This window comes from Edaphobacter lichenicola (assembly GCF_014201315.1).
GTDB classification, from domain to species: Bacteria; Acidobacteriota; Terriglobia; order Terriglobales; family Acidobacteriaceae; genus Edaphobacter; species Edaphobacter lichenicola_B.
The window spans coordinates 435336-450207 of the sequence record NZ_JACHDY010000003.1; the positions used below are offsets into that span (position 1 = coordinate 435336).

Here is a 14872-nt window from a genome sequence, read left to right on the forward strand (position 1 = left end):
TCTCCAGGAGCGAATTTGATGCGGGCCCAAACTAAGTACATCTGGTTATAGCGCAGCGATGAAACGGTTGTCACGACCGATTGGGCGAATATCGGTAACGCTGTGCGAACTAGGGCGATGGGAGCAGAGAGAGGGATCGCGCTGGAGAGAAAGGTGAGAGGTCTACGGAAGGTATTCCGCCGACGATGAACTCTGCCATCACGCGTGCGGTGGCAGGCGCGAGGAGGATCCCGTTCCGATAGTGGCCTGTGGCAATGAAATGATTCGGTTGACCTGGGAGAACTCCGAGAAGGGGGAGGCCGTCGGAAGTTGCGGGGCGTAGGCCAGACCAGGCCTCGAGTTGGTGGGCCCTGGCGATGGCGGGAAGGAGAGCGGCGGCGAGGGAGCGGAGACGATCGATGTCGGCCGGATGGACGGCCTTGTCGAAGCCGATATCTTCGACGGTTGCTCCGATGATGGCGCGCCCGGTGGCGGGGCCGGCTGTGCGAGGGACGATATAGATGTCGGGGGTGCGGAGGACGAAGTGTAGTGGGAGCGATGGAGGCAACGAGACGGAAAACATCTGGCCCTTCCTTGGAGCCACCGGAATATTTGGCAGGCGCGAGGTAGCGGCCGCCCAGGCCCCTGTACAGTTGACGAACTGGGCAGCATGGATTGTGCCCTTGGGAGTGGTGATCTCAACGGCGTTGTCGATGGAGTGAGTAGAAAGGACGGCAGTGTGCGGTTGGAGGTTGATGGTAGTGGCGCGGACGGCGGCGAGAAGCGCTGAGGCGAGTTGACGGGGGTCGAGGCTGTGCTCGTCGAGAAGGACGAATCGATGGTCGCTGGGAGTGAGAGCAGGTAGGAGATGAGCGAGATCTTCGCAGGTGAGTTCGCTGTCTGCAATGGCGGTGTCGGGCGGAACGGACTGCAAGGTAGTGTGGGTCTGAAAGGGGATGCGGAGGCCGGAGAGAGTGTGGATGCGGTCGAGGAAGTCGGGGTAGAGCGAGAGGCTGAGGGAGGCAAGAGACAGGAGCTGGGGCGGGTTGTCAGGATCGTGGGCGGCCAGCATGCCCGCGGCCGCAGTGGATGATTCGGCGAGCGGAGCGCCCTGGTCAAACACCGTGACACGGTAGCCGCGGTCGTGGAGTTCAAGGGCGAGGGAGAGGCCGATGATTCCGGCTCCAGCGATGCATAGGTCGGGGTGGTGCATGGAATTAGTTTAGTTGGCTTTGAGGAGAGGTTATAGTTTGGGTGTGTCTGTTTTACGCGGATGAGTAGCTTGTGAGCTATGGGTTCGCGATGCGTCAAAGGAAGTGAAGCTTAGGGAAGAAGCTAGGAGAGAGTGATGAGCGAAGAGTACGTGGAGCAGAGGTCGATCTCGGGAGCATTGCTTGGAGTGGTGGCGGTCGCGTTGTTGGCGGCGCTTGGTGGACTAGTGTGGTGCTACGGCCTGCAGAATCATCTTGCTGCGGCGGAACAGAAGATCGTGGCAGCGGACCAGAAGAACGCTGAACTGACGGAAAAGCTGGAGGCGACCAACGCACGGCTCCGAGCGACGAGCGAAACGCTGGGGCAGAGCGTAGGTGTTGCACAGAAACAGATTGAGCTGCGGACTCAGAGCATCATCGCGCAACAGAGGGTTGCGACGGCCAAGCTGGAGGAGGAGGCGGCGAAAAACTCCAAGCAGATTGGCGCGGTGTCGACCGATGTTGCGAGCGTGAAGACGGATGTAGGCGGCGTGAAGACTGACGTTGCCACGACGAAGTCTGATCTGGAGGCGACCAAGACGCAGCTGAATCGGGTCGTCGGCGATGCGGGGGTGATGAGTGGGTTGATCGCAACGAATCACGACGAGCTGGAGATACTGAAACACAAAGGGGATCGGAACTACCTGGAGTTCACGCTGCAGAAGGGCGCGAAGCCCACGCTGTTGTCGACGATCAAGCTGCAGTTGAAGAAGGCGGACGAGAAGCATTCGCGCTACACGTTGAATGTGAGCTCGGACGACCGGACGATCGAGAAGAAGGATAAAGGGCTGGATGAGCCTGTGCAGTTTTATAACGGCAAGGATCCGGTGCTGTATGAGCTGGTGGTGAATGTGATTGAGAAGAACAAGGTGTCTGGTTATCTGTCGACGCCGAAGAACGCTGCGAAGGCGACTGCAACCCAATAACGACGGGCCCTTTCAGATGCGGAAAGGGGACGCTTATCGCGTCCCCCTTTCTGTTTGCCTTGGTTGGATTACTTTTTGGTTGCCTTTTTTGCTGCCTTCTTCGCTGGTGCCTTTTTTGCGGCTTTCTTAGTTGCCATGTGCCTATTCTCCCTAGTGATTAGACATTGACTCTACTACTAGCTGCATTGCAGCTAACGAAGGTATAGATTTACGAAATTTCACTGTCAAGCAAAAAATGAAGGAGAGGCAAATTCTTTTTTGCATGGGGAGTTCGAAACGACGTGACGTTCTGTGCCGGACATTCGTTCCAGAGCCGCGCGGAGCGATGGCGGCTCGCGAATCTTGAGAGATTAGGCGTTTGGGTAGAATACGACCTTTGTGTGATCGGAGTGACGAAGAGAAATACAAAAGTTGTCATGCAAACGGCGGCTCTTTGAATCTTTGTTAGAGGCGCACGGATTCGAGGACATGCACATGGCGAGGACAAGGAGGCATGGTATTGTGAACGACGCTTTGTCTTTCATTGCGGGACACAAAGATTACCGGTTGGTGCGAGTCCAGCCAGAGGAGTAGAGTTTTCCTCGAGGTATTCGATCGATGAAGGATGTTGTGATTGTTGCTGCGGTGCGGACGCCGGTGGGTAAGTTTCAAGGGGCGTTTGCGGAGATGACGGCGGTAGAGCTTGGTGCGATCGCGGTCCGCGAGGCGGTGAAGCGGGCTGGGGTTGATGCGGCGAGCGTGGATGAGTGTTTGATGGGATGCGTGCTTCCTGCGGGGCTGGGACAGAACCCGGCGCGACAGGCGGCGTTACAGGGCGGGCTGCCGGATACGGTTTCGGCGATGACGATCAATATGGTGTGCGGGTCGGGTTTGAAGGCCGTGGCCCTGGCGGCGCAGGCGGTGATGGCTGGCGATGCCGAAGTTGTGGTGGCTGGGGGGATGGAGTCGATGTCCAACGCACCTTATCTGCTGCCGCAGGGACGGAAGGGATTCCGTATGGGTGACTCGGTCGTGGTGGATTCGATGGTGAAGGATGGGTTGTGGTGCGCTTGTGAGGACTATCACATGGGCATCACGGGGGAGAACGTTGCGGAGAAGCATTCGATTACCCGAGAAGAGCAGGATGCTTATGCGCTGGCTTCGCATCGCAATGCGAGTGCCGCCTGGAAGGAGGGGCGGTTCGACGCGGAGGTGGTGCCGGTGAGCGTGTCGGGGAAGAAGGGTGCAGTCACCGTGGTGTCGCGGGATGAGAGTGTGCGGGAGGACGCTTCGGCGGAGGCGCTTGCTGCCTTGAAGCCGGCCTTCAGGAAGGATGGGACTGTGACAGCAGGAAATGCTCCAGGAGTAAATGATGCGGCTGCGGCGGTGGTGGTGATGTCGGCAGAGCGGGCGAAGGAGCTGGGGTTGAAGCCGATGGTGACTATCAAGGCGCAGGCTACGAGCGGAGTTGCCCCGAAGTGGGTAATGCTCGCTCCGGTAACTGGAGTCCGGAGAGTATTGGAGAAAGCTGGGTGGAAGCGGGATGACGTGGATTTGTTCGAGTTGAATGAGGCGTTCAGTGTTCAAGCCCTGGGGGTGATGAGAGAGTTAGGGCTGGATGCCAGGAAAGTGAATGTGAATGGCGGGGCGGTGGCGATTGGACATCCTATTGGAGCGAGCGGTGCGCGAGTGCTGGTGACGCTGATCTACGAGATGATGCGACGGGACGCGAAGAAAGGGGTAGCGGCACTCTGTCTGGGCGGAGGGAATTCGGTAGCGCTGGCAGTAGGACGAGAATAGAGTTTCATTACCAATAATTTCACTAGGAGGACAACTGTAGTTCGTGAAACAAACATCTTATGCGCCTATCTATAGGTCTCTAGATGGGTGATGTGAAACCCGGGCCCCTGCAATTCGATTCCTGATTTTGACTCAAAAATATCTAACTTTGGTCTAAAAAGGAGAGTTTATGGCGGGTTCTATCGTGGAAAGCCTCATGGGACTGTTGGGTCCTCAGGTTCTTGGTCCAGTGGCTTCGCAGCTTGGAGAGTCTACTGACACTGTCCAACGTGGTCTCCAGACTGGGTCTGCCGCTATGCTCGCGGGTCTTGTCGCGAAGGTCGGCCAACCTGGATTTTTGGGACAGATATTTAGCCTTATTACAAACCCCGCGAATGGTCCAAGCGCTCTTTCAGGCCTTACGTCGAATCTGGGATCGTTGGCCTCGGGCGCTACGTCCTCCCCCGTAGCAAATCTTGGCAGCCAGTTTCTATCAAGCATCTTCGGCTCCAATATGTCGTCAGTGACCGATTCGATCGGCCGATCGGTAGGTGTTTCGAGCGGCAAGGCAGGATCTCTCCTGGCTATGGCTGCTCCTCTGGTACTTGGAGTTTTAGGGCAGCATGTTCGTCAAAATAATTTGAGTGCCGCCGACCTTGGTTCGACGTTGAAGGCCGAGGCTCCAAGCTTCCAGCGGTTCCTGCCTGCAGGACTCGGTAGCCTGATGGGCGGCGCTTCGAATCTCGCTTCGAATCTAACAGCAGCGGTCCCGGCGAAGGTTGCTACTGGCAATCGTTGGTTGTGGCCTGTTGTTCTGCTGGCTGCATTGTTGCTTTGTCTGTTTTGGTTCTTCAATCGAACCAAGGCACCAGTCAGTGACGCGGTGCAACCTGCTTCGATTGCGGCTGCCAATGCAGGCTCCTCCGCTACTTCGGCTCTTGGGGATTTTTTCAAGACAAAGCTGCCGGATGGAGTCGAATTGAATATTCCCCAATTAGGTATTGAGAGCAAGCTGATCAGTTTCCTTGGGGACTCTTCCAAACCGGTAGATACAACGACGTGGTTTAATTTTGACCGTCTGCTGTTCGACACCGGCAAGGCTACTTTGCAGCCATCTTCACAGGAGCAGCTAAACAATGTTGCTGCGATTCTAAAAGCTTATCCCCACGTCCATGTGAAGCTTGGTGGCTATACCGACAACACTGGAAACGCGGCAGCGAATGTCGCTCTCTCCGGTGCGCGTGCGAAGAACGTGATGGATGCTTTGGTGGCAGCAGGGGTCGATCCTTCGCGGCTGCAGTCCAAGGGCTATGGGGATGAGCATCCAGTTGGCGACAACGCCACTGAGGAGGGACGGGCTCAGAATCGCCGTATAGCAATGCTGGTGACGCAAAAGTAGCAGTGCTGTTGGAGTGAATGTTGTAAGGGGGCCGATGCAGAGGTTGCATCGGCTTTCTTATTTGGGAGAACGAAGGCTGTTATGTCCGAAGGCGCAGGCTAGCCAAATATTAGTCGAGCGACATCACTAGCACTCAATGATGTTGAGGGCGAGACCGGCAAGCGAGGTTTCTTTGTATCGGGATTGCATGTCGAGGCCGGTCTGATACATGGTGGCGATGACCTGATCGAGTGAAAGTTTGTGGTCGCCGGTTTCGTGCATGGCCATGCGGCAGGCGTTGATGGCTTTGACTGCACCCATGCCGTTGCGCTCGATGCAGGGAATCTGGACAAGGCCGCCAATGGGATCGCAGGTCATGCCGAGGTTGTGCTCCATTGCGATTTCTGCTGCATGTTCGATCTGGGCATTCGTGCCATTGAGTGCAGCGACCAGCCCGCCCGCGGCCATGCTGCAAGCTACCCCGACCTCTCCCTGACAGCCTACTTCGGCGCCTGAGATGCTGGCGTTCTCTTTGTACAAAATACCGATGGCAGCAGCGGTAAGAAAGTAGCGGAGGATGCCCTCTTCCTTCTCTGCTTCGGTCCCTTCAATAAAGCGCATGTAGTAGTTGCCGATGGCAGGAATCACTCCGGCAGCTCCATTCGTGGGAGCGGTTACCACTCTGCCGCCGGCGGCGTTCTCTTCGTTGACAGCCATGGCGTAAACGGTAACCCAGTCGATGGGCGCGAGTGGGTCTTTGGAGCCGATCGTGTTAAGGCGCTCTGCGAGACGATGGGCGCGACGGCGAACGTTGAGTCCCCCTGGGAGGATACCTTCGGTAGCGATACCGCGTTCGGTGCACTGCTGCATGGTTTGCCAGAGGACGAGGATACTTGCGCGAATCTTTCGTTCGGCTGAAAGATTGATCTGCAATGAAGCGGATATTGTCTGCGGGCGAGTAATAGAGATTGCCGGGTCGTTTAGTAGCGCGACTTCGTTGGCGAGCATGAGGTGCGCAATGGTGAGGTTGTGTTGTTTCGCCGAGGCGAGGAGGTCGGCGGAGCTACGGAAGGGATAGGGGACTTTCCGGGTGCTGGTTGTGCTTTCGGCGGTGCGCTCGGCCTCAGAGACGATGAAGCCGCCGCCGATGGAGTAGAAGACCTCTTCAACCAACTTTGCGCCCGTGCTGTCGAAGGCGGTGAAGCGCATGCCGTTGGGGTGAGAGTGGACGGCGGGATCGGGGTACATCTGGTTGCGGCGGAAGTTGAGGTCTTCGGCTTCGTGGAAGGGGATGGTTTTGCTTCCGCCGAGAGCGAGGGTGTTGGTGTTGCGAATGGCGGCGATCTTGGTTTCGACGGTGTAGGGGTCGACGGTGTCGGGCGCTTCGCCGAGGAGGCCGAGGAGGATGGCGCGGTCGGTTCCGTGGCCGATGCCGGTGAGGGCGAGCGATCCGTAGAGGTCGACGTTGACCCTTGCGGTCTGTTCGAGGAGGTTTTTTTCGGTGAGTTCGCGGGTGAAGCGGAGGGCGGCGCGCATGGGGCCGACGGTGTGGGAGCTTGAGGGGCCGATACCGATTTTGAAGAGCTCGAAGAGGCTGGTGTTCACAGAGGTTATTGTAGGGGGCTGCGGTTGGCTTTGGCCGGAGGTAGGGACCTGGGGGATTTTAGCTGCGGCTCCCGGGTGCTCGAGGGCGAGGTGGCGGAAGGGGGCTATGCGTGATTTTGTTGCCATCTTCGTCCTCTTCTGCTCCTTCTGCCCTGGGGGGGACCCCCCATATTACCCGCGCGTAAACATCCTCGTTTCAATGATTTACAGCTGGTGGTGGTCCGTAAAAATGTGCAAACAAAGAAGTTACCTGCAGAATATTCCAAACAAACGAGTTAGCGTGTGATGCGGTCTGGAACCTTTGCTTTCTCCCCTTATTTAAGAGTATAGCCAAGCGGATCTAACTAAAGTGCCAAGTGGATCTCCTTGTGATTCATGGGTTTAGATGGGCTTTGGGCTTGACATGCGATCTTTGGGATGGATTTGAAGAAAATTATTTTTGGAGTGGCGTCGGGGGTAAGTTCAAACCTAGAACGGCTCTTGAGCGTCGATCCACTCTTCAGGCCGAACCTCGAACTCCCATTCAGCTTGGTGAAGCGCCTCGTCGAGAGTCTCGTGAAAGGTATCGGTTCCAAGATTGTCTTCGCAAATATGCATTAGGAAATATCCTGGCTCGTCGGCGTATTGTGTGATTGCGAGTGACGTGAATGGAGGAAAAGGCCTTAAACCCTTCTCATCGGAAAGAGTATGTTCGTGCGTCCCGGCTTGAGATGATGCTCTTTCAACTTGACCTTCTTGATGGCTACCATGTTCATGCCAGCCATATTCTCACGTGTCCGCTGATTCGAGGGGGCGCTTTGAACGCGGGTGCTATACTCGGCAAAATCTTCCGCCCCTAAGGGTTCATCGGCTTATTCATGCTTTTCAAGGCTCGCAGTGCTGCAGTGTATGGGATTGACGCCCACATCATCGATGTAGAAGTCGATTTTTCCAACATCAAGTTAGACCAGGAACAGTTTCACACGGTGGGATTACCGGATGCGGCTGTGCGGGAGAGCCGTGACCGGGTGCGTTCTGCGATCAAGAACTCTGGTTTCGAGATTCCGCCGACGCGGATCACGATCAACCTGGCGCCCGCAGACCTCAAGAAAGAGGGTTCGGGGTTCGACCTGCCCATTGCAATCGGAATCCTGGGAGCCTATGGCTCACTGCACATCAAGGATCTGAGCGATTACTTGCTGGTGGGAGAGTTGGGTCTGGATGGCAGTCTGCGGGCAGTGCAGGGGATGCTGCCGATTGCGGTGGCTGCGCGCGCCAAAGGGATTCCGAACCTCATTATTCCGGCGAGTAATGCGCGGGAGGCGGCGGTCGTTGAGGGTGTCAACGTTTATCCGGTGAAGTCGCTGCTGGAGGTGCGAGAGCTGTTGAACTCGGCGGTGATGGGTGGCATCAAGGCGACTCCGCTCAAGGTGGAGACGACCGATCTTCTGAACGAGATGCAGCACTTTCCCTTCGACTTCAAAGACGTGCGTGGACAGCAGGTGGCGAAGCGTGCGCTCGAGGTGGCGGCCGCAGGTGGGCATAACATTTTGATGATTGGGCCGCCGGGCTCGGGCAAGACCATGCTGGCCAAGCGGCTGCCGTCTATTCTGGCTCCGCTCAGATTCGAAGAGGCGCTGGAGACGACGAAGATTCACTCGGTGGCGGGGGTTTTGGACTCTGAGCAGGGATTGGTGGCGCATCGGCCGTTTCGTTCGCCACACCATACGATCTCGGACGCCGGTTTGATTGGCGGTGGGATGATGCCGCGGCCGGGTGAGGTGTCGCTGGCCCACAACGGGCTGCTCTTTCTGGATGAGCTGCCGGAGTTTCCGCGAAACGTGCTGGAGGTGCTGCGGCAGCCGTTGGAGGATGGCCATGTAACGATTGCCCGGGCGGCCATGAGCCTGAGTTTTCCGGCGCGGTTCATGCTTGCAGCAGCCATGAATCCTTGCCCTTGTGGATATTTCAACGACAAGTCCCGGGAGTGTATGTGTACGCCGCCGATGATCCAGCGGTATGTTTCGAAGGTCTCCGGGCCGTTGCTGGACCGGATTGATATTCATATCGAGGTTCCCGCGGTGCAATATAAGGAGTTGCGGGGCGGCGCGGCGGCGGAGGGGTCGGAGCATATTCGGGCTCGCGTGCTGGCGGCGAGAGGGCGGCAACATGAGCGATTTGGTGCGGCTGCGGAGAGGACGAAAGGAACGGCAAAGGCGGCATCGCGGCAGATATTTTCTAATTCGCAGATGAATACGCAGCAGATACGTTCCTATTGCGAGTTGTCGTCCGATGCCGAACGACTGCTCGAACGGGCGATGCAGCAACAGGGGTTAAGTGCCCGGGCACATGACCGTATCTTGAAGGTAGCAAGGACGATAGCGGATCTGGGCGGCGAGCAGGATATAGCGGTGAAGCACATCGCCGAGGCTATTCAATACCGCACTTTGGACCGAAGCTATTGGTCATAGACATGGAGGCGAAGAAAATCGCCGATAATTCTTTGTGATGGGACAAATGTATCCCGTTTCTGGGATTTCTTTATTCCGGGGTTACCGAAAAAAGTATTGACCTAGGGCGTCGAACAGTTTACTTTCCTTGAAGTCGTAGTTGCTCTGGGCCGGCCAGACTTTGAAGGACAGACCGGGTACTCTGCGATGATTTATGACTTGCCAGATTTTCTGGCGAGGCTCCTGTTTCACACCTGGGCGCGGCGAGCGCTGAATCCTACGGAAGAGACAGATTCGGCAAGGAACGCTATTTAGCAAGCTGGGCAGTTTGTTCGGCTAGCAAACGCAATATGTCAGATATCATGAAAGTTGAGATTTCTGATGAATTTGCGGAGTCCCCGGACGGATTTTTGCGTCTAATGTATGAGGCTATTCACGGCAGCGGTCCTCGAAGATTGTTTGCCACATTTGAATGATTTCGAGCGAGTTAGCGCTAACTAGACGCTTCCGCTTCGGAAATTGAAAGGGAGAAAACTATGCGCTCGGATCTTATTTTTGGAGCTCTCACGCACGTGAACAACCGCTACGAGCTTTGTCAACTGGCGTCGAAGGCGACGCGTAAGCTGCACAAGCCAAATACGCGGTTGCAGGACACGACTAACGAAGTTCTGGACCGCTTCAAGGACACCATCCCCATGGATGAGTCTGGCGAAGCTGTCGTAGAAAAGGTACAATTGCAAGAGCGCCGCGCGGCTTAACGCGCGGCTGTTTCACCTCGTAACTCTACTTTCAAATAAAATCCCCTTATCCGCTCTACCACCCACCCGCATTCCAAGCTTCATCAACCGGCCTTCCGCACGACCCCCTCGTCAAGCAGATCCCGCCTCAGTTCCAAACAATCCCTCCTAAAATTCAAATTTCCAGGTAAAACATGACTATTTCCGAGTTAAAAGAACACAATATCGCGGAGCTGGGTAAACTGGCACGCGGTCTCGACATCGCCGGAACCAGCGGTCTCCGCAAGCAAGACCTCATCTTCAAGATTCTGCAGGCGCAGAGCGAAAAAGAGGGCCATATCTTTGCGGAAGGCGTGCTTGAAATCCTGCCCGATGGTTACGGCTTCCTCCGCTCTCCTGATTACAACTACCTGCCTGGTCCTGACGACATCTACGTTTCTCCCTCGCAGATTCGCAAGTTTGACCTAAAGACAGGGGACACGATCAGCGGCAATGTCCGTCCGCCGCACGAGGGTGAGAAGTACTTCGCTCTCGTCAAGATCGAGGCGATCAACTTCGAGTCGCCGGAAGAGACGCGAAATAAGATTCTGTTCGACAACCTCACGCCTTTGTACGCCCAGGAGCGGGTGAAGATGGAGACGGTTCGCGAGCATATCTCGGGCCGCGTGATGGATCTGTTGACGCCGGTGGGCAAGGGGCAGCGCGGGTTGATTGTGGCTCCGCCACGTACTGGTAAGACGATGTTGCTGCAGTCGATTGCGAACAGCATTACGGCCAATCATCCGGAGGTGGTGCTGATCGTGTTGCTGATTGATGAGCGGCCGGAAGAAGTGACCGATATGCAGCGTTCGGTGAAGGGCGAGGTGATCTCTTCGACCTTCGATGAGCCGGCGGCGCGACACGTACAGGTTGCCGAGATGGTGATCGAGAAGGCTAAGCGGCTGGTGGAGCACAAGCGCGATGTGGTGATCCTGCTGGACTCGATTACTCGTCTGGCGCGTGCTTACAACACGATCGTTCCGCCTTCGGGCAAGGTGCTCTCAGGCGGTGTGGACTCGAATGCGCTGCAGAGGCCGAAGCGCTTCTTCGGTGCGGCTCGCAACATCGAGGAGGGCGGTTCGCTGACGATCATTGCGACTGCGCTCGTTGATACGGGCTCGCGCATGGATGAGGTGATCTTCGAGGAGTTCAAGGGAACCGGCAACATGGAAGTGATTCTGGATCGCAAGCTGGTGGATAAGCGTGTGTTTCCGGCGATCGACATTCAGCGTTCCGGGACGCGTAAGGAAGAGCTGCTGATACCGAAGGAGGATCTGCAGCGAACCTGGATTCTGCGGAAGGTGCTCAATCCGCTGTCGCCTGTTGAAGCGATGGAGCTACTGACCGATAAGCTGGCGAAGACCCGGAATAATCAGGAGTTTCTACACAACATGAGCTCGATCTAACTTCGAGATAGTGAGTGCAAGAAGCGCGGCCTGTTGGCCGCGCTTTTTCTTTGTGCTCGATGCGCTCTGATGTTTGCAGGTGGGTTAGTCGAGGGACCAGTCTCTTCTGCGGTCAGCTAGTAGCCGTTGGCGATCAGGAACTTCTCGGTGAGTGTGAATTTTTCTGCGGAGTGCTGGCGTTCGGCGTACTTGCTCAGGACGTCTACCTCGATGTTGAGGGGGGCGCCGGGGGTGAGGGTGTGGAGGCTGGTGGCGGCGTAGGTGTGAGGGATGATGGCCGCCTCTACCACGTTGTCCACGATGGAGGCTACGGTGAGGCTGATGCCTTCAATGGTGATGGAGCCCTGGGGGACGACGTAGCGCGTGAGAGTGTCGGGGAGCTGGATGCGGAGACGCCAGTCTGTATCGGGCTGGTTGGGCGTGATGGGGGTGAGGGAGATGAGGGTCGCGGTTCCGTCGACGTGGCCCTGAACGACGTGGCCTCCCAGCGGCGAGCCCGCTGGTGTGGGGAGCTCGAGGTTGAGGATAGCGTCGGGCCGCAGGTGGGTGAGGGTGGTGCGGGCGATGGTCTCGGCAGCGAGGTCGGCGGAGAAGCGCGGGGGGAAGGCGTTCGGCTCGATACTGAGGGCGGTGAGGCAGACGCCGTTGACTGCGATGCTGTCGCCGGTGTTGAGGCGAGCGGTGAGCGTGGGCGAGGCGATGGTGATGCGGGTCGCTCCTGCGGTTGGGGTGATGGCTAGAAGCTTGCCGGTGGTTTCGATCAGGCCAGTGAACATAAGTACAGGGTACAGGGAGTAGGGAATAGGGAGTAGAGGGCCTAGGGCCTGGGCTGGAGTATGGGCCAGGGGTCGTGGAGGTAGCCGGTCACGCAGGCGTCGGTGCCGTAGTTAGCGCGGGTGATGCGATGGAGTGACTCTTCAAAGAGGTATGGGGAGCCTATGCCCTGGGCGAAGGGGATCGCCTGGTCGCCTAGCTCGGTCTCGGCGTAGAGGAGGACGGCTTTGTCGACCAGGTTTTGCTGGAGGAAGGCGCCGTTCAAGTGGGAGCCGCACTCGAGCAGGAGGCTGAGGATGTTGCGCTCGGCTAGTGTGGAGAGGACCGAGGGGAGGCTGAGATGGCCATTGTGGCCAGGGATTGTCTCGACGTGGGCTCCCAGATTCGTGAGCGCGGAGATTTTGGTCTCGGGAGCTGTTTTGCCGCAGAGGATGAGCAGATCGGGGTAGCCGGAGGTGTGGCCGTCGTCGACAGAGCGGACCAGCTGCGAGGAGAGCGGGATTCGCAGGTGTGTGTCAAGGATGACGCGGAGGAGTGGGCGGCGGCGGGGCAGCTTATTGGGTCCGAAGAGGCCACTGCGGTCGGTTAGTTGTGGATCGTCGGCGAGGACAGTGCCTATGCCGGTGAGGACTGCGTCGGCGGCGTGGCGGAGGAGTTGGACCTCGTAGCGGGCGGCGGGGCCGGTGAGCCAGTGGGGCTGGTTGGGGAAGCGGGAGGCTGGCGGGGGTGCGAGCTTGCCGTCGACCGAGAGCGCGGCCTTGAGGGTGACGAAGGGGGTGCGGTGCTGGATGAAGTGGGCGAAGGCGTCGTTGAGGTCGCGGGCCTGCTGCTGGAGGAGTCCGACGACGACCTCGATGCCTGCGGCGCGGAGTTTGGCTAGTCCCTGACCGCTGACCTGGGGGTTGGGGTCCTGGGTGGCGACGACGCAGCGACTGATGCCGGCGGCGATGAGGGCATCGGCGCAGGGGCCGGTGCGGCCGTGGTGGCTGCAGGGTTCGAGGGTGACGTAGGCGGTGGCTCCGGTGGTGGAGAAGCCGCGCTGGGCGGCTTGTTTGAGGGCTACGATCTCGGCGTGGTCGCGGTTGGCGTAGAGGTGGGCGCCTTCGCCGATGACCATAGGGGCGCCTCCGCCGACTGGCGTCCGGGTGAGGATGCAGCCTACCTGCGGGTTGGGCGAGGCCAGACCGATGGACTCGGCGGCGAGCTTGAGGGCTCGCTGCATCAAGGCTTCATCCAGTGCGGCGCGAGTTGTTGCGGATAGTTCCATTCGTTCCTGATACTGTTCCCGCTTGAGTTTTCTGCTACAGGGCTGTGGGGGTACCCCCCCCATATTACCCGCGTGTAAGTACCTTTATTTTAATAGACTTGCGAAGGGGTGGCTCTCCGTAAAAACTTCTATCTAAAGGACTTTCTTGCAGATTCCTGCATTCAAAGGGGTTAGCTCGTTAATCGAGAAAGGGCTCCGAAACTCGGAACCCTTTTCTCTTTCTCTACAAGTATAGCGGATTGGGCGTAACTGATACGTCACGCGAATCTCTTTGTCTGGCGCGGGTTTTGATGGGTTGGGGGCTTGACAGGGTTTTGATCGTCAGCGGCTTAGGGCTTACTTCGAGTCTTTGTAAATGTTGAAGGCGAATTTGGTTCTGGGTGGATTTTTATGGAAGGGAGCGGGAAGGTGCAACAGCAGATTCGGAGTTCCCTCAAGCCCTGAACTCTCATTCGGTCTGTCGCAGAATCATCCATTTCTGACAATCCGACTTCCGGACCCGTGTGGCCTTTGTTATCGATGAATTCTGGGTTCTTACAGCAGAGACAGCACGCACTGTCGGATGTCGATGGAGTCGTTACTCTCCTGGCGGATGCTCTTCGACGAACTGCTCCAGAGATGCTGCCTTGACTTTGCGAAGATCGGGGCGACCGGTATCTGAGAGTCCGGTGGAAATGAGAAATCTCGCAGCCATGTCTTGATAGAAAGGCGTGGCCTCGCCAAATTCGCCACCACCGAAGTAGCCGCAGCTGTCGCAGTCGGGGCAGGTAGCATCGTCGCGGTCGACATCGGAACAGATTGTCGTCCAATGGTGCTGCATGGCACCGGCGACGATGGCGGCTCGTGCGCCAAACTCCTTCCCCAGCAACTCCGGCGCTGCAGCTTTTTCATACCATGCAAGGAAGTGCTGGCGGTCGATGTGGAGTATCCGAGGAGGCAAGTACGCAAGCGCATCTGGTGATGGCGTTTCGCTGGACAGGAGTATCAGATATTCGACGTCGTCGAATGCAGGGTTTTCGTGGTGGCCGTGCTTGAAATAATTTTTCCATTGTGTCTCCACTTCGGCCCAGAGCCAGCGTCGTTTGTGAAAGACCCGGTAGTCTGGCCCGCGGTTGAAAGGGCCTTCGACCTTGGTAAACCCGAGGCGAGTGAATTCTTCTTTCAGGTATTGCTGAGCCCATCGTTCCTGTAGCGCATCCTCATTGACCTGTTCCGCAGGAGAGGGTTGTGGGCGGAGTTCTACCAACCCATCCCGCCTCTTGGCAGACAGGGACTGCCACTGCATCAAGGTTTCCCAAGCACAAAACTCTTCGTCTAGCAGACT

General features: G+C 57.4%; 12 protein-coding genes. 6 read left to right on the top strand and 6 right to left on the bottom strand.

The window, feature by feature from the left end:
• Nucleotides 1-109 precede the first annotated feature (109 nt).
• Nucleotides 110-1192 (bottom strand): NAD(P)/FAD-dependent oxidoreductase, encoded by a 1083-nt coding sequence (locus tag HDF09_RS13075; protein ID WP_183766939.1) that lies wholly within the window; start codon nt 1190-1192, stop codon nt 110-112.
• A 135-nt stretch (nt 1193-1327) separates the two neighbouring features.
• On the opposite strand from HDF09_RS13075, the gene HDF09_RS13080 reads away from it, so the two are divergent.
• The 3 genes from HDF09_RS13080 (at nt 1328) to HDF09_RS13090 (ending at nt 5312) form a co-directional block, all read left to right on the top strand.
• Nucleotides 1328-2155: a TolC family protein gene (locus HDF09_RS13080; protein WP_183766940.1), complete on the top strand. Its 828-nt coding sequence runs from the start codon at nt 1328-1330 to the stop codon at nt 2153-2155.
• 597 nt (nt 2156-2752) lie between these two features.
• On the top strand, nt 2753-3934 hold the full coding sequence (locus HDF09_RS13085) for an acetyl-CoA C-acetyltransferase (RefSeq protein ID WP_183766941.1): 1182 nt from the start codon (nt 2753-2755) through the stop codon (nt 3932-3934).
• 169 nt (nt 3935-4103) lie between these two features.
• Nucleotides 4104-5312 carry an OmpA family protein gene (locus tag HDF09_RS13090; RefSeq protein WP_221270130.1) on the top strand — a complete coding sequence of 403 codons (1209 nt, stop codon included), beginning with the start codon at nt 4104-4106 and terminating at the stop codon, nt 5310-5312.
• 126 nt (nt 5313-5438) lie between these two features.
• On the opposite strand, the gene HDF09_RS13095 is transcribed toward HDF09_RS13090, so the two are convergent.
• Nucleotides 5439-6896, bottom strand: a complete 1458-nt coding sequence (locus tag HDF09_RS13095; protein ID WP_311719497.1) for an L-serine ammonia-lyase — start codon at nt 6894-6896, stop codon at nt 5439-5441.
• Between the two features lie 468 nt (nt 6897-7364).
• Nucleotides 7365-7493 (bottom strand): hypothetical protein, encoded by a 129-nt coding sequence (locus HDF09_RS20800; RefSeq protein ID WP_260181289.1) that lies wholly within the window; start codon nt 7491-7493, stop codon nt 7365-7367.
• 260 nt (nt 7494-7753) lie between these two features.
• Here HDF09_RS20800 and HDF09_RS13100 point away from each other — a divergent pair, with 260 nt between their 5' ends.
• The 3 genes from HDF09_RS13100 to rho all read left to right on the top strand — a co-directional run bounded on the left by HDF09_RS13100 (nt 7754) and on the right by rho (nt 11507).
• Nucleotides 7754-9346, top strand: coding sequence for a YifB family Mg chelatase-like AAA ATPase (locus tag HDF09_RS13100; RefSeq protein WP_183766943.1), 1593 nt, complete (start codon nt 7754-7756; stop codon nt 9344-9346).
• Between the two features lie 515 nt (nt 9347-9861).
• Nucleotides 9862-10083 (top strand): DNA-directed RNA polymerase subunit omega, encoded by a 222-nt coding sequence (locus HDF09_RS13105; protein WP_179582507.1) that lies wholly within the window; start codon nt 9862-9864, stop codon nt 10081-10083.
• 173 nt (nt 10084-10256) lie between these two features.
• Nucleotides 10257-11507 carry a transcription termination factor Rho gene (gene rho / locus HDF09_RS13110; RefSeq protein ID WP_174336882.1) on the top strand — a complete coding sequence of 417 codons (1251 nt, stop codon included), beginning with the start codon at nt 10257-10259 and terminating at the stop codon, nt 11505-11507.
• A gap of 116 nt (nt 11508-11623) precedes the next feature.
• Here the strand turns inward: rho and HDF09_RS13115 are convergent, their stop codons facing one another.
• The 3 genes from HDF09_RS13115 to HDF09_RS13125 form a co-directional block, all read right to left on the bottom strand.
• Complete coding sequence (locus tag HDF09_RS13115; RefSeq protein WP_183766944.1) at nt 11624-12283, bottom strand: riboflavin synthase; 660 nt, start codon at nt 12281-12283, stop codon at nt 11624-11626.
• Between the two features lie 41 nt (nt 12284-12324).
• Nucleotides 12325-13548, bottom strand: coding sequence for a bifunctional diaminohydroxyphosphoribosylaminopyrimidine deaminase/5-amino-6-(5-phosphoribosylamino)uracil reductase RibD (ribD, locus tag HDF09_RS13120; protein ID WP_183766945.1), 1224 nt, complete (start codon nt 13546-13548; stop codon nt 12325-12327).
• Nucleotides 13549-14125: 577 nt separating this feature from the next.
• Nucleotides 14126-14794 (bottom strand): hypothetical protein, encoded by a 669-nt coding sequence (locus HDF09_RS13125; protein ID WP_183766947.1) that lies wholly within the window; start codon nt 14792-14794, stop codon nt 14126-14128.
• Nucleotides 14795-14872: the final 78 nt, after the last annotated feature.

Coding starts and splice junctions, on each gene's coding strand:
- HDF09_RS20800 (WP_260181289.1), bottom strand. CDS start 7,493: ATGCATATTTGCGAAGACAATCTTGGAACCGATACCTTTCACGAGACT.
- HDF09_RS13075 (WP_183766939.1), bottom strand. CDS start 1,192: ATGCACCACCCCGACCTATGCATCGCTGGAGCCGGAATCATCGGCCTC.
- HDF09_RS13105 (WP_179582507.1), top strand. CDS start 9,862: ATGCGCTCGGATCTTATTTTTGGAGCTCTCACGCACGTGAACAACCGC.
- HDF09_RS13115 (WP_183766944.1), bottom strand. CDS start 12,283: ATGTTCACTGGCCTGATCGAAACCACCGGCAAGCTTCTAGCCATCACC.
- HDF09_RS13090 (WP_221270130.1), top strand. CDS start 4,104: ATGGCGGGTTCTATCGTGGAAAGCCTCATGGGACTGTTGGGTCCTCAG.
- HDF09_RS13080 (WP_183766940.1), top strand. CDS start 1,328: ATGAGCGAAGAGTACGTGGAGCAGAGGTCGATCTCGGGAGCATTGCTT.
- ribD (WP_183766945.1), bottom strand. CDS start 13,548: ATGGAACTATCCGCAACAACTCGCGCCGCACTGGATGAAGCCTTGATG.
- rho (WP_174336882.1), top strand. CDS start 10,257: ATGACTATTTCCGAGTTAAAAGAACACAATATCGCGGAGCTGGGTAAA.
- HDF09_RS13100 (WP_183766943.1), top strand. CDS start 7,754: ATGCTTTTCAAGGCTCGCAGTGCTGCAGTGTATGGGATTGACGCCCAC.
- HDF09_RS13085 (WP_183766941.1), top strand. CDS start 2,753: ATGAAGGATGTTGTGATTGTTGCTGCGGTGCGGACGCCGGTGGGTAAG.